The sequence below is a fragment of the Nitratidesulfovibrio oxamicus genome, assembly GCF_015731765.1.
In the GTDB taxonomy this organism is placed as follows: Bacteria; Desulfobacterota; Desulfovibrionia; order Desulfovibrionales; family Desulfovibrionaceae; genus Cupidesulfovibrio; species Cupidesulfovibrio oxamicus.
Genome location: NZ_VRYY01000651.1, coordinates 20,564 through 35,124, shown reverse-complemented (window position 1 = coordinate 35,124; position 14,561 = coordinate 20,564). Strand labels below are relative to the sequence as shown.

12 protein-coding genes and 1 tRNA gene are annotated in these 14,561 nt (G+C 65.2%); 6 read left to right on the top strand and 7 right to left on the bottom strand.

Annotation, left to right across the window (positions count from 1 at the left end; translation table 11 throughout):
* Positions 1-122: 122 nt before the first annotated feature.
* The 7 genes from FVW20_RS16875 to rfbC all read right to left on the bottom strand — a co-directional run bounded on the left by FVW20_RS16875 (position 123) and on the right by rfbC (position 8,281).
* Positions 123-1,127: an amino acid ABC transporter permease gene (locus tag FVW20_RS16875; protein WP_196610502.1), complete on the bottom strand. Its 1,005-nt coding sequence runs from the start codon at positions 1,125-1,127 to the stop codon at positions 123-125.
* Positions 1,128-1,256: 129 nt separating this feature from the next.
* Positions 1,257-2,510 (bottom strand): menaquinone reductase integral membrane subunit QrcD, encoded by a 1,254-nt coding sequence (gene qrcD, locus FVW20_RS16870; protein WP_196610501.1) that lies wholly within the window; start codon positions 2,508-2,510, stop codon positions 1,257-1,259.
* Positions 2,511-2,519: 9 nt separating this feature from the next.
* Entirely contained in the window at positions 2,520-3,287 is a 768-nt protein-coding gene (gene qrcC / locus FVW20_RS16865) for a menaquinone reductase iron-sulfur cluster-binding subunit QrcC (protein WP_196610500.1), read from the bottom strand.
* Positions 3,288-3,299: 12 nt separating this feature from the next.
* Positions 3,300-5,375: a menaquinone reductase molybdopterin-binding-like subunit QrcB gene (gene qrcB / locus FVW20_RS16860; RefSeq protein ID WP_196610499.1), complete on the bottom strand. Its 2,076-nt coding sequence runs from the start codon at positions 5,373-5,375 to the stop codon at positions 3,300-3,302.
* Positions 5,376-5,387: 12 nt separating this feature from the next.
* Positions 5,388-6,023 (bottom strand): menaquinone reductase multiheme cytochrome c subunit QrcA, encoded by a 636-nt coding sequence (gene qrcA, locus FVW20_RS16855; protein ID WP_196610498.1) that lies wholly within the window; start codon positions 6,021-6,023, stop codon positions 5,388-5,390.
* A 165-nt stretch (positions 6,024-6,188) separates the two neighbouring features.
* Positions 6,189-7,694, bottom strand: a complete 1,506-nt coding sequence (locus FVW20_RS16850; RefSeq protein WP_196610497.1) for a mannose-1-phosphate guanylyltransferase/mannose-6-phosphate isomerase — start codon at positions 7,692-7,694, stop codon at positions 6,189-6,191.
* On the bottom strand, positions 7,691-8,281 hold the full coding sequence (gene rfbC / locus FVW20_RS16845; protein ID WP_196610496.1) for a dTDP-4-dehydrorhamnose 3,5-epimerase: 591 nt from the start codon (positions 8,279-8,281) through the stop codon (positions 7,691-7,693). The genes FVW20_RS16850 and rfbC overlap by 4 nt, the downstream gene beginning before the upstream one ends.
* Before the next feature lie 243 nt (positions 8,282-8,524).
* Between rfbC and FVW20_RS16840 the strand changes: the two genes are divergently transcribed.
* The 6 genes from FVW20_RS16840 to FVW20_RS20085 all read left to right on the top strand — a co-directional run bounded on the left by FVW20_RS16840 (position 8,525) and on the right by FVW20_RS20085 (position 14,561).
* On the top strand, positions 8,525-10,174 hold the full coding sequence (locus FVW20_RS16840; protein ID WP_196610495.1) for an ATP-binding protein: 1,650 nt from the start codon (positions 8,525-8,527) through the stop codon (positions 10,172-10,174).
* A 220-nt stretch (positions 10,175-10,394) separates the two neighbouring features.
* A tRNA-Ser gene (locus FVW20_RS16835) sits at positions 10,395-10,486 on the top strand.
* A 371-nt stretch (positions 10,487-10,857) separates the two neighbouring features.
* Positions 10,858-11,721 (top strand): glycosyltransferase, encoded by an 864-nt coding sequence (locus FVW20_RS16830; protein ID WP_196610494.1) that lies wholly within the window; start codon positions 10,858-10,860, stop codon positions 11,719-11,721.
* Positions 11,718-12,557: a glycosyltransferase family 2 protein gene (locus FVW20_RS16825; protein ID WP_196610493.1), complete on the top strand. Its 840-nt coding sequence runs from the start codon at positions 11,718-11,720 to the stop codon at positions 12,555-12,557. The genes FVW20_RS16830 and FVW20_RS16825 overlap by 4 nt, the downstream gene beginning before the upstream one ends.
* A 1-nt stretch (position 12,558) precedes the next feature.
* The gene (locus FVW20_RS16820) at positions 12,559-13,557 is read left to right on the top strand and encodes a glycosyltransferase family 2 protein (RefSeq protein ID WP_196610492.1); all 999 of its coding nucleotides are present in this window, start codon (positions 12,559-12,561) and stop codon (positions 13,555-13,557) included.
* Positions 13,554-14,561: a glycosyltransferase family 9 protein gene (locus FVW20_RS20085; protein ID WP_196610491.1), complete on the top strand. Its 1,008-nt coding sequence runs from the start codon at positions 13,554-13,556 to the stop codon at positions 14,559-14,561. Before FVW20_RS16820 ends, FVW20_RS20085 begins: the two co-directional genes overlap by 4 nt.

The following is a 14,561-nucleotide window of genomic DNA, read 5'->3' as shown; positions in this document are numbered from 1 at the left end:
CATTGCGGCGCGCAGGCTGCGCCACGGCGGCATGGTGCCGCCGGTCGGCGGGGTGGCCGCGTCCGGCATCTCCGGCTACCGCGGGACAGTGGTTCGCGGCGGGTGCCGGTATGCCGGGCGCGTCAGGATTCGTAGCGCAGTCGCCGTTCCAGCAACTGCGCCAGGGCCGAAAGGGACAGCGTGAGGGCAAGGTACATGCCCGCCACGAGAAACCAGACCTCGAACACCAGGAACGTGTCGGCGGCTACCGCCTGGGCCTGCATGGCCAGGTCGTGCAGGGCGATGGTGCTGACCAGGGACGAATCCTTGACCAGCGACACCAGTTGCCCGGTCAGGGGGGGCAGGGCGGTGCGGGCCGCCTGCGGCAGCACCACCTCCATATAGGTTCCGGGCACGTCCATGCCAAGGCTGCGCGAGGCTTCCCACTGGCCAGTGGGCACGGAAAGGATGCCCGCGCGCAGGATTTCGGCGATGTACGCCCCCTCGAACAGCGAAAGGGCCAGCACCCCGGCGGCAAAGCGCCCCAGACCCAGCACAGGCGCCAGCACGAAATAGACCACGAACAACTGGATGAGCAGCGGGGTGTTGCGCACCGTTTCCACGTAGACCACTGCCAGGGTGCTCCCCACGCGCGAGCCGGATTGGCGCAGCAGGGCGGCCAGCAGCCCGGTCAGCAGCGCCAGGACAAGGCTGGCCGTCACCACCTGCAGTGTCACGCCGATGCCGTCCAGCAGCGGTCCGGCGTGGAAACCGCCGTCTCCCGCCGTGGTGAACAGGTGTCGCCACAGCCGGTGCCATTGCCAGTCGTAGCCGGATGCCGCCGTGCCGCGCAGGGTAATCCAAACCAGCGCCCCCATCAGGCAGCAGTACCGGGCCACGTCGCCAAGCACGGTCAGCAGGGCGCGGCGTGCGGGAGGGGGCGCCGGAACCACCGAGGCTTGCCGAACTGGCGAGGCTTGCCGAACTGGCGAGGCTTGCCGGACGGGCGTGTCTTGCCGGACGGGCGGGGCCGGGCCGGGCAGCGATGCGGAGCCGGGCGCATCAGGCTGGGGGGGGTGCCCCGTCCCGAGTTGTGGGGCCGAGCGGTTCCGGCTGTGTCGGGAATTTTCCATTCTGTGGCGCAGCATACGCCGCAACACGCCACCTGCCAAGGTGGGCGGCGCATTCTGGGCGGTGGGCAGGCGTGAAAAAAGGCGGGACAGGTTGCCCTGTCCCGCCCGGCAAGGCGGCGGCTTCACGGCCTTGCGGCCGCAAGGCTACTTGTTCAGCTTCACTTCCTGCGGGAACACCGGCAGGTAGCGGTACGACAGGCTGAGAATCAGGGCCGCATAGGCCATGATCATGGCGCTGGCGCCCCATTCCGCCCAGTTGGGGGCGTAGGTTTCCCAGGTGTCGAAGGGCATCACCGGCGCGGCCAGGGCCTGCACGGTCATGACGTAGCGGTTGATGGTCACCCCTATGCAGTCCAGGATAGCCGCCGTGTAGAACAGCGTGCGGTTGTTGCGCGTGGACGGGATGATCAGCAGGATGGCGGGCAGCACGCCGCAGGCGAACAGTTCCGCCCACAGCAGCCACTTGCCGTAGATCCAGCCGTAGAAGACCTGGTCGAAGGTCAGGCCGGAACGGGGCAGGATGTCATTGGCCCACGCCCAGGTGTCCGCCAGCTTGAAGACCATGTACACGGTCAGCATGGTGCCGGCGATCTTGCCCATCAGGCTCTTGATTTCCCAGCTGACCAGCTGCTTGCCGGTCATCTTTTCCATGATGGTGCACACGAGCACGGTGAACACCGGCCCGGAACCCACGGCGGAAAGGACATACAGGAAGAAGGTCCAGGGCCAGATGAAGAAGCCGTCGCGCGCGATGTACGGGCGGGCGAAGAGCACGCCGTACATGCCGCCCAGCGACCCCTGGTGGAACGTGGACAGGAAGGCGCCGATACCGGCGAAGAGCGGCATCATCAGGTGGAAGTTGTGGGCAATGGCGTGCACCAGCTTGTTGCGGTTCAGCTGCTTCTGCTCGAGGATCAGCGGGACGTACTCGATGACCAGCACGAGGCAGTAGCAGGTGATGCAGAAGATAACTTCCGTCAGCATGGAGTGTACGTTGGCGTGCCAGTAGCCGAACCATGCGCGCAGCGGCTGGCCCACGTCGAGCACCAGGACGAGCATGGCGCCCGAGTAGCACAGGAAGCCCACGATGACCGTGAGGTTGATGATGTTCTTCAGCGGATCGATGTTCAGTATGTAGCGGAGCAGGCCCGTGAAGAACGCACCGGCGCCCAGGGCGATGACCGCAAGGTCGAAGGTGATCCACAGGCCGAACCCGAAGTAGTCGTCCAGCCCGGTCACGCCAAGGCCTTCGGCCAGCACCCGGTAGGCGGCGTACAGGCCCCACCCGAACACGGCCATGACGATGGTGATCCAGACCAGGAACTTGGACAGCGAGCAGCGCGTGCAGCCTTCGGGGAACAGCGCGGCGTCGATGGGAAGGTCGTAGTTCTTATCCATGGCCGCCCCCTACCCTTTGACCTTTTCGTTTTCGAGATAGTTGTCGCCAAGGCGACGCACCCATTCGCGGCGGCTCAGGTAGTACACCTGCGGATCGGTGCCCAGGCGTTCCAGCAGCCGGAAGGCGTACTTGCTCTTTACGAGTTCGTGCACCTTGTGCGCGGGGTTGTTCACGTCGCCGAACACGATGGCCCCGTTGGGGCAGGCCTCGGTGCACGAGGTGATGTAGTCGCCGTCGTTGAGGGCGTTGGGATCACGACCTTCCACGCGGGCCTTGTCCTTGGCCTGCATGAAGCGGTGGTGGCAGAACGAGCACTTTTCCACCACGCCGCGCGGACGCACCGACACGTCGGGGGTCAGGGTCTTGTCCATGCCTTCGGGCCAGGTCGGGTCGAACCAGTTGAAGTACCGGGCATGGTAGGGACAAGAGGCCATGCAGTACCGGCACCCGATGCACCGGGGGTAGACCTGGCTGACGATGCCGCCTTCCTCGTTCTTGTCGGTGGCGATGACGGGGCACACCGACACGCACGAGGGCTTGCCGCACTGCATGCAGGGGCGGGGCAGGTAGGCCACTTCATGCTCGGGGAAGGACTTTCCGTTGGTCAGTTCGTATACGACCAGCCAGTTCAGCGACTTCAGCTTGTTGCTGGCGTCCGGCTGGGGGGCGATGTTGTTCTCGGCCTGGCAGGCGACCATGCACGCGCCGCAACCCGTACATTTGTCCAGGTCGATGGCCATTCCCCACTTGATCTTGAATTCCTTGAATGAGGACATGACGTACGTTCCTTATGCTTTGGCGATGTTTGCGCCGGCGCTGGTCCAGACCGAAAGGCCCGTGCCGGGTTCCGCACCAGCTGCGAGCAGGCGCATGACGTTTTCGCCCTTGCCCTTGCTGAACTCGTCGAAGGCGGTGTGCCCGTGCCCGGCAGGGACGGCCACCGTATCGTTGATGACGCCTTCGAACAGGTTCACCCGCGCCGTGAATTTGCCGGCGGGGTTCGAGAGCTCGATGCGGTCGTGCATCCGCAGGCCCAGCTTGGCGGCCGTGGCCCCGTTCATCAGCACGTAGAGTTCCTTGCCCTGGATTTCCCAGCGCCGGACGGTCTTGGTGTTGAAGGGCGGGGTGGCGGTCTTGCTGGTGCCCACGTTCAGCTTGGCGACCGGAGCGAGGGCGACGGGGAAGGCCGGAGCCTTCACGTCAATGGCCTTGGAAAGTACGTCGGCGCGCAGTGCGATGCCGTTGACCGGCAGCACCGCGTTGCTCACGTGCGCGTTGGTGGCCGAAGGCTCGGTGAAGCTCGCGCCGCGGGCTTCGGCCTTGGCCTTCAGGGCGTCGGCAAAGGTGGCAACGCCAAGGTCGGCGCCCAGCTTTTTCGCCACGCCGATGACCACATCGCCTGCCGGGCGGGCGTCCACCAGGGGCGCCAGCGCGGGCACGGCAAGGGCGTAGACCACCTGGCCGCAGCCGTAGGGGGTGTCCACGTCGTCGAAGCGTTCAAGGCCCATGGGCACCGGCAGCACGAGGTCGCAGGCCATGGCGGTTTCATCGAGGAAGCTGGTGAAGGCCACCTTGAAGGGCACCTTGGTCAGCGTTGCCTTCATGGCGTCGGCCTGGGGCAGCGCGTAGACGGGGTTGGCTTCGTAGAAGACCACCGCCTGCGGGGCGGCGGACTTGCCGGAGGCCACCTTGCCGAGCCACGCCACCAGGTCGTTCTGCAGCAGGGCCTTGCGGTCCATGGCAGCGGGTACGACCTTGCGGGCGTAAGGCAGGGCGCGGATGCCGCCTTCGCGGTTCATGGAGCCCAGCAGCGCGTTCAGGGCAAGACCGGCCAGCACGGGGGCCGCGCCGCCGCCCTGCCCGAATTCGGACCCGGCGATGACCAGGGGCCGCTTGGCCTTGGCCAGTTCCTGGGCCACGGCGGCAAGGCGCTTGGCGTCCACGCCGGTCTGCGCCGCCACCTGTTCGGGGGTGAACTTGGCGGCCAGGGCCTTGAAGTCGGCGAAGTCGGCGGCGGGGCTGGTGGCGCCCGCCTTGATCAGCAGGTTGGCCAGGCCGAGCGCCAGCACCGCTTCGGTACCGGGGCGGATGGCCAGCCACACGTCGGCGGTAGCGGCGGTGTTGTTCTGCACCGGGCCCGCATAGGCGAAACGCACGGCCGGGGCTTCGCCATGGGGGCGACCCACCCGGAAGGCGTGGCGGTTGCGGATGACCGGGCCCCAGGTTTCGAGCACGTTGGCACCGATAGCGAGCACGTAGTCGCTCTTTTCGATGTCGTAACCCACCTGGCCTTCGCCGCCCATCAGTTCCCACGCCTTGGCGGCGGGCTGGGCCTCGCCGGGCATGATGAAGCAGGACTTCGAACCCATCTCGGCGGCAAGCGCCGTGAACAGTTCGTTGACGGTGCCGGTTTCGTCACCGGAGATGACGGCAAGCTTGTCGCCGCCCTTGGCCTTTTTCAGGCCTTCCACCAGCATCGCTTCCGCCTCTTCCCAGGTGATGCCCACGTACGCGCCGTCGGCGGTACGCTTGAGGGGGCGCTTCATGCGGGAAGGGCTGTACAGCAGTTGCACTTCCGCCGCGGCGATGGACGAAAGCCCGCCGCCGAGGGGATGATCGTTGTTGGTCAGCACGCGCACCGGGCGACCGTCCACCAGCCGCACCTTCACGCCAACGGCGGACGGACACAGCTTGCTGACGGTGGGCACGTACGAATTGGCGCCGTCGATGTTGCGGGGAATCCACGACCAGTTCTGCGTCCAGATGGACACGTCGTCCAGGCTTTTCCAGACGACGGGGGTGGCGAGAATACCCGCGGTGGCGCCGCCGATGAACTTCAGGAAACCTCTTCTGTCCAGAGCCATAGCACCACCCCTTTACTTGTGGCAGACGAAGCAGGCATTGCTGGAATTCGTCACGCCGTAGTGGTTCTCATTGGCGTGACAGCGTTCGCATTGCCACATCTTCATGGTTTGCTTGCTGTAACCGGTCAGCTTGTTCTCGAAGTGGGTCGGTGCGCTGTCGGAGTTGGCCACATCGGGGTGGCACTGGGCGCACAGTTCCGACTCCTTGAAGTCGTGACACTGGTTGCAGCCGTCAAGGGAATGGGCGGCATGGCTGAAGAAGACGTTGTCGGGCTGGATCTGGTAGACCAGCCACTTAACTTCCTTGCCGGTTTTCACGTATTCGTTGACGAAGCGGGCTTCCTCGGGGTCGGACCCGAGCACGTCGGAATGGCAGTCGGCACAGCTTGCCGTGGAGGGCAGACCCGCGAAGGTCCCGTCCTCACGCAGCACGTGACACTGCTTGCATTCCATGCCCGCGCTTTCCATGTGCACCTTGTGGCTGAAGCGTATCGGTTGTTCCTTCTTGCTGTAGATCATGTCCGGAAACACCCACCAGCCGAAGATGAGCGACACGACCAGACCCACGAGAAACGGGGTGATGCCGCCGCCGCAGCACTTCCCGCCATCCTTCGCGCAGCCTGAACTGTTTAACTGCCTGTCCTCCATACCCTTCGCCTCATTAGCTGATTTGAGAGATGAATAACGAATGCCCACACTTGCCACGACAACCTTACTAGGCGACAGTTTGAAAGGCTGTCAAGGTGAAATATTTCACGAATCCGCTTCCATTTCGCGCAACTAGGTGAAATTCCATGGCGCCTGATCGGGCGATCAGCCCTCCTTGCGGCGCCCGTAGACGTCGTCGAAGCGAACGATGTCGTCTTCGCCCAAATACGGACCACTTTGAATTTCAATGAGTTCAAGAGGAATGCGCCCCGGATTGGTTAACCGATGAAGCGTGGCTTTCGGGATGTCCATCCATTCATTTTCGGTCAGGGTGCGTTCCTCGTTGCCAACCTGCACAAGCGCGGCGCCTTTTGCCACTACCCAGTGTTCGCTGCGGTGATGGTGCATTTGCAGCGACAGGCGGGCGCCGGGGTTCACCTCTATGCGCTTGACCTTGCGTCCCGGCCCCTCGTCGAGCACCGTGTAGTTGCCCCAGGGGCGGCGCACGGTAAGGTGCACGTCCACCAGCGGGCTTTTTTCGGCCTTCAGTTTTTCCACCACGTCCTTCACCCGCTGCACCTGGTCCTTGGCACAGATGAGAGTGGCGTCGCGGGTCTGCACGGCGATGACGTTCGAAAGCCCGATGGCCACCAGCTTGCCCCCGCGCGAAAGCAGCAGGCAGTCGTCGCAGTCAAGCGCCATGGTGTCGCCCTGTACCACGCAACCGCGTTCGTCCTTGGCGCCCAGGCGGTACAGCGCTTCCCAACTGCCCAGGTCGTCCCAGCCGAAGGCGGCTTCCACCACGGCGATGCGGTCCACATGCTCCATGATGCCGTAGTCTATGGATATGGACGGCAGGGTGGAGTAGCCGTGGGTAAGCGGAATGCCGGGGGCCAGGGTGGTGTCCGTGCGGGTGGTCCACCAGGCGGCAAGCGCGGGCTGAAAGCGTTCCACGGCGGAGAGCAGCACGCCGCCGTTGAGCACGAACATGCCGCTGTTCCAGAAATGCATGCCCTGGCGCAGAAAGCCGCGCGCGGTTTCCAGGTCCGGCTTTTCCACAAAGCCGTCCACGGCGAAGGCCGCGCCTTGCGGGGCCGCATCGGCGGTCGGCAAGGGGGCGCCCCGGCGGATGTAGCCGTAGCCCGTTTCCGGCGTGGTGGGCGGCACCCCGAAGGTGACGGTCCACCCTTCTGCGGCAAGGCCTGCCCCGCGTGTGACGGCCGCACCCCAGCGGGCCTCGTCGTGCAGTTGGTGATCGGACGGGAAGACGGCCAGCAGGGGGGGCAGGGCGGCTGCGTCCGCTTCTGCGGTGCCCTTGGCAGCATTCATGGCTGCATCCAGGCCCAGCAGGATGGCGGGCAGGGTGTTGCGGCCCACCGGCTCGGCCAGCACCTGGGTATCCAGCCGTTCGTCCAGGGAGCGGGCCTGGGCGCGCACTTCGAACACGTGTTCCTCGTTGGTCACGATGTGTACCCGTTCGGGGGGGAACAGCGAGAGCACGCGGCGCACGGTCTGCTGGAGCAGGGAAAGGTCGCCGTTCAGGGCCAGCAGTTGCTTGGGGAACAGCGCGCGCGAAAGGGGCCACAGCCGGGTGCCGGAACCGCCCGCCAGGATGACGGCGTGGCAGCGGTCGAGCGCGGCAGGGGAGGCGTTGGCGGGGAGTATGGTCATGCGTCGGCCTTTGCCGGGGAGGCGGGTTCGAAGGTGAACGGAGACCGGAAGTCGCGCAGCCGGGGCAGGCGGCGGTCCTTGTCCGAAAGAACGGGCAGAATGGGGGAGATGTCCGGCCAGGCGATGCCCAGGTCCGGATCGTCCCAGGCAATGCCCGCGTCGTGCTCCGGCGAGTAGTAGGCGTCGACCTTGTACTGGAACTCGGTGCCCGGCTCCAGGGTCATGTATCCGTGGGCGAAACCTTGCGGCACGAACAGTCGTGCGAAGTTGCGTTCGCTCAGTTCACAGCCGTACCACTGTCCGTAGCTGGGCGAGCCGACACGCAGGTCCACGGCCACGTCGAAGACGGCGCCGCGGGTGACCCATACCAGCTTGGCCTGGGTGGCGGGGGGCAACTGGAAGTGCAGGCCGCGCATCACGCCGGGCTGTTCCGAGCGGGCGTGGTTGTCCTGCACGAATCCGGCGGACACGCCCAGCGCAGCAAACAGGTCGCGGCGGTACGTTTCGAGGAAAAAGCCGCGTTCGTCGCGAAACACGCGCGGCTCTAGACGGAGCAGGCCGGGAATGCCGGTTTCGATGATCTGCAAGGGGCCTCCGGTGCCTGTGAATGTGGAATCCCCAAAGCGCTTACCCGATTGGGGGGCTTTTTTGAAGCCCCGGCGCGCCCCAATTCCGCGTCGGGTGCGGATTGCCAAAACCGTTGCCCATGCCCGTGGATTTGGGATACAGAAACGCAATTGTGGTGAACTTCGCAGTTTGTGTTTTTTATCCATGGATATGCCATGAGTGAGCAAGATACGGCGTTGACGGCGCCCGCACAGGGGACGGGAATGGTGTTCGAAAATGCCGGAACGGCACGCGAGGCCGCATTGGAAGCGGAAATCGCGCGGTTGCGAGGCGAGCGTGACGCCGCGCGTGCGACCGAACGCACCCTGCGCGACATCCTGACCTCGATTCCTGACCTGCTGACCGTGCACGACCGGGCGGAACAGGTGGTGTTCAGCAACTGGCAGGGCGACAACGTGCGCTGGGAGACGCAGGGCGGCGACCAGCACGGCAGAAGTTGCTTCGGCTGCTACTTTCGGGGCGAGAAATCCTGCGATGCCTGTCAGATAGCAGAGGTGTTCGAGACCGGGCGCCAGAAGATCATCGAATTGTACAACCCCGATTCGCGCACGTTTCGCTCCATCACCGTGTTTCCGGTGCGCAACGCCGCCGGGCAGGTGGCCATGGTGGCGGAATACGTGCGCGACGTGACCGAAACCCGCCGGATGGAGCGCGAACTGCGCGTGGCCAAGGAGGCCGCCGAGGCGGCGGACAAGGCCAAGAGCGAGTTTCTGGCCTCCATGAGCCACGAAATACGCACCCCCATGAACGGCGTGCTCGGCATGCTGGATCTGGCGCTGGACACCCCGCTGGACGAGGAGCAGCGCGAATACCTGGAGGCGGCGCAGAATTCCGCGGAATCGCTGCTGGCGCTGATCAACGACATCCTCGATTTTTCCAAGATCGAGGCGGGGATGGTGGAACTGGACAGCCAGGTCTTCCGCCTGCGCAAGCGCCTGTCCACCCTGCACACCATGTTCGTGCACCGGGCCGAGGAAAAGGGGCTGGGCTTTGCCTTTCTGGTGCCGGAAGACGTACCCGACGGCCTGGTGGGCGATCCCATGCGGCTGCGCCAGGTGCTGGTGAATCTGCTGGATAATGCCTTGAAGTTTACCGAGCAGGGCCGCGTTTCGCTTGCCGTGCGCGCGGTGCAGGCCACGCCGGAATCGACGTTGCTGGAATTTTCCGTCACCGATTCCGGCCCCGGCATTTTGGACAAGCACCGCGAGCATATCTTCGAACGGTTCGTGCAGGCGGATGGATCGCTGTCGCGCCGCCACAAGGGCACGGGCCTTGGGCTGGCCATCTGCAAGCGGTTGTCGCAGCTCATGGGCGGGGACATCCGCGTGGACAGCACGCCGGGGCAGGGCAGCACTTTCCATTTCACGGCCCGCTTCGACATGGCGCGCCTGGAAGGAGAGGAAGCCGCCCGCGCGCCGGTGCAGACGCCCGAGCCGGAATGCCGGGCGCGCATCCTGGTGGCGGAAGACAACCCCATGAACCTGATGTTCATCGAGAAGTTTCTGCAAAAGCAGGGCTACGAAGTGCAGTCCGTGACGGACGGCAGCGAGGTGGTGCCCGCGTTGCGCAAACAGGAATTCGACCTGGTGCTGATGGACATCGCCATGCCGGTCATGGACGGCATGGAGGCAACGCGCATGGTGCGCAAGGCCCAGGGCATGGCCACCAGCAGCAGCGTGCCCATCATCGCCATGACTGCCCACGCCATGAAGGGCGATCGCGAACAGTTTCTGGCGGCGGGCATGGACGACTACATCGGCAAGCCCATCAATTCCGACAACCTGCGCAGCCTGCTGCTGAAGCACATCCAGAAGTGCCGCCGGGGCGGGGCGACCGGGGGCGGCGCCGGGTAACGGGCGAACGGCAGGGTGCGGGATGGTATCTCGCGTCTGGAATGGTAGGGTTGGCGGCAGGGGGCGGGCAAGCCGCAAGGTCCTCGCGGGCATGCGTCTTGATGCGCCTCGTGTGTGCGGTCCCGCCATCTTGACCGCCACGGGCGGGCAGGGCATAACCGCCCGGCAAGGCAGGGTAGCGGCGTATCGGTTCTGGTACGGCATGCCCTGCAACACCTGCGGAAGGGTGGCAGAGTCCGGTTTATTGCGGCGGTCTTGAAAACCGTTGTGGGGGGAACCCCACCGGGGGTTCGAATCCCTCCCCTTCCGCCAGAAGAAGTATCATCACATGCCGTGTCTGTGCCTCGGGCACAGGTGCGGCATGCGTTTTCCATGAGGGGGCTCCGCGGCAGGAAGGCTGGTGTCGCCTGGATTGAAGTTGCCGCCCGGCGGGGCGTGATCTGCGCGCCATATGACGGGATGGCGTCTTACCCTTGCGGTAATGCGGAAAAGTTTCGCCGGGCATTTCCTCTCGACGGCGAGCCCTCGATTTGGCATGGCTGTGCATGCCGGGGCACATGCAATGGCCGACATCCCGGTTGCCGTGCTCGTCATGATATGGTCCCATGCCCTGACCGGCGACGCTGTTGGCGCAACAATACATGCAATGGTGGGCTACCGGCCATTGTCGCAAGCGATATGCCATGAAACAGCCTTTCTTGAGCATCGTGATAGCCACGTGCAATTCCGCAGCTGTGCTCCAGAGCTGTCTCGAGAGTCTGGCGGAACAGCGCTTTCGCGATTTTGAAGTGATCATTCAGGATGGGGTGTCCACGGATGATACCGTGGCCCTTGCCGCAGGATTCGCCCCGTCTCTGCCGCGGCTTGAGGTGGAGAGCGTGGCGGACAGGGGCGTGTACGACGCGTGGAACAAGGCACTCCCTCGGCTATGCGGAACCTGGACCTTGTTTCTGGGTAGCGATGACAGGCTGGACGGCCCGGATGTGCTGGAACGGTGCGCTATGGTGCTTGCCGGACTTTCCGCACAGATATTATATGGGTGCGGCGATGTGCTTTACGTGTACCCCGACGGTTCCTCGGTGGCATACTCAGGTCGTGCGGAAGGTGCGCTGGGGCGCATGGGAGAGCACGTTCCGTTCTGCCATTCGTCGTTATGGCACAGAACGGCCCTGTTCGCCGAACACCGCTTCGACCCTGAGTTCCGCATCGCGGCCGACTACGACTTCATCTGCCGCACCTGGTCCCACGACGGCGTGGGGCACACGCTGGGAATCACGGTGACGCGCATGGGTGCGGGCGGCTTGTCCTCGCACCCTAGGCATCGCCTGCGCACCTTGTGGGAGATCGCGCGCATTGCCCATCGGCACGGGTATCCCGTGTTCACGGCACGGCGCGTGGTGCCCCTGCTCAAGGCTGTACTGCTTTGGGGCGTGTGTGTGAGCACCGGAAAGCACGGCCCCGCGCTACTCGACCGGTTGCGGATGTTGCGCGGGCTGCCACCGTGCTGGACGACCCAGGCATCTACCACGATGAGGAGCGGCGGATGACAAAGATCAGTGTCGTCATTCCCTGCCACAACGACGGACCATACCTTGAAGAGGCGCTGGCTTCCGTTGCCGCGCAGGCACATGCGGATCGGGAGGTCATCGTCGTTGACGACCGTTCCGACGATCCCGCCACGCTCGCCGTGTTCGAGGTACTGCGGGAGCGGGGGATACGTATCGTGCCTTCCCGGGGACCCGGCCCGGCTGCCGCCCGCAATACCGGCATTGCCGCCGCTACGGGCGTCTACATCCTGCCCCTTGACGCCGACGACCTCATTGAGCCCGAGTACATGGCAACGGCGGCATCCGTGCTCGACACCGAGTCGGACGTGTGCGTCTGCTTCTGCGACGTGCGCATGTTCGGTCTGCGCAAGGGGGAGTGGCGTTTCAGCAGGCAGGACGTTGCAAGCATCCTGCTTGGTGATACGATCATCACCTCCGCGTCCATGTTCCGCAAACGTGACTGGGAAGCCGTCGGTGGCTTTGACGAAACGCTGCTGCATGGCTTCGAGGATTTTTCGTTCTGGCTTTCCCTGCTGGAACGCGGGCACCGGGCGCACCACATTCCAGAAGCGTTTCTGCACTATCGGATAAAGCGCCGTTCCCGATCCGCCCGGTTGTTCATCGAGGGGAGGGAACAGGACGCAGCCCTGGCCGTCTTCAATGCCCACCGCGACCTGTACGCGCGGCATGTGGAGGCCTTCTTCATGGCCTACCGCCGCCTGCACGAGGAACGGGCGCAACGCGAATGCCTGCTCGCATGGCGCGTGGCGGGTCCGCTGCTCCGGCTGGAATGGAAGGCGCGGCAGATCGTCAAACGCTTGCTGGGGCGGGCCTGACATGGTGCGCACCATAGGCATCGCGGCCGAGGATGTCGGCATCATCCTGGTCAATTTCCGGGGGCTGCGCGACACGTTGTCCTGCCTGGGAGCCGTCGCCAACCTGCGTACCCCCCCCAGGCGCGTCATCGTGGTGGACAACGGCTCCGATGACGGCTCCGCTGAGACCTTGCGGAGGGAACTGGCTAGGCCCGGTTCCGGAGTGTGCGCGGAACTGCTCGAACTGCCGGGGAACGAGGGTTTTGCGGGAGGCAACAACGCCGCCCTGCGCCTGCTGTTGCGGGACCAGGGCTGCCGGGCCTTCTGGCTGCTCAACAACGATGCCGAACCGGAACCCGCAGCCCTTGACGCCTTGTGCGAGACTCTGAACGGACTAGCCACACCCGGGGCCTGCGGTTCCCTGCTGGTCCATATGGGCGGCGCGGGAAGGGTGCAGTGCACCGGGGGTGGCAGGCTGAACCGTTTGCTCGGCACGGCCCGCCACCTGGGAGAAGGATTGACGACGGAGGCGGCACGACGGTTGTCTGCAAAAGATGTCGGGGCGCGGCTGGACTACATATGCGGGGCCTCGCTGCTTGTGTCGCGCTCGGCCGTGGAGCGGGCAGGCCTGCCCGACGAAGCGTTTTTTCTGTATTACGAAGATGTTGAGTGGGGTATTCGCCTGCGGCGGGCGGGCTTCGACCTTGGCTATGCGCCCGGCAGCGTCGTTCTCCACAAGGAAGGCGGCTCCACCGGTGCGGCTTCCTCGCGCAAAGGAGGCGCGCCGGTGCGCAGCAGGTTCATCGATTACCTGACACTCCGCAACAGGGTTTGGCTGGTGCGTTCGGCATACCCATTTGCCCTTCCGTTGGTCCTGGCTTCCTACCTCGGCGTGGTCGTCAATCGCTGTCGGCGGGGGCAGGCGGGCAGGCTGGGACTGGTGGCGCGCGCCGCGTGGCACGGCCTGACGGGACGGATGGGCAGGCCCAATCCGTCAAATTCGGAGGACAGGCAGGCGTGAACGACAGGCACCGCATCCTCATCATCAAGCTTGCCGCGCTGGGTGATGCCGTCATGGCGTCCACCATGTTGCCAGCATTACGGGAACGGTGGTCCGATGCCCACATCACGTGGCTGTGCGGTCGGGGCATCGCCCCGCTGGTCCACTGCTTCGAAGGGATCGACGAGATCGTGACGCTTGACGAACGACGGCTGCTGGCCGGCTCGCTTCCCGTCAAGGTCGCCACCTTGGCCGTTGCCATGGCAGGCCTTGCGGGGCGCTCGTACGACCTTTGCCTTGTGGCCCACAAGGACTGGCGCTACCGACTCATTCCCAGTGCGGCGCGCTGCCGCGCCGTGCGGGCTCTGGGCGGGCGCAACGGTCCCGTGCCCGGGCGCTGGCATGGTGATGAATACAGGCGTCTTGCGCTGGGCGAGGACGGCCCGTTCACGGCGCCAGCACTGTTGGCAAGGTTGCGGGGGGGGGCGCAAGGTCCATCCATGAAGGGCGAGGTCCTCGCCCCGGTTCTGCTGGTGCCGGGGGGGGCCCGCAACGTCATGCGCGACGACGACCAGCGCCGTTGGCCTGTCGGGCACTACCGGGAGCTTGCCGCATCGCTGCTGGCGCAGGGGGTGCCCGTGACGCTGGTGGGGGGGGCAGGCGACCGGTGGGCCGAATCCGCCTTTGCCGGGCTTGGGGTCACGTCATGCATCGGCAGGACGGACATCGCCGGGCTGCTTGCCTTGCTTGCGCGGGCGGCCGCCTGCGTTACCCACGATACCGGTCCGCTGCACCTAGCCTGCCTTGCGGGCACGCCCACCGTGGCCCTGTTCGGCCCCACGCTTGGCTCGGAAAAGGTTCCGCCGTATGCGCGGGTGCGCGTGCTGTCCGCCGCTTTGCCGTGCGTGCCCTGTTATGATGGGCGCGACTATGCATCCTGCCTTGAGGCGCCGTGCATGCAGGCCCTGAGCCCGGAAATGGTGTCGCGGGCCGTGCACGAGCTGCTACAAGCGGGCAGGGCGTAG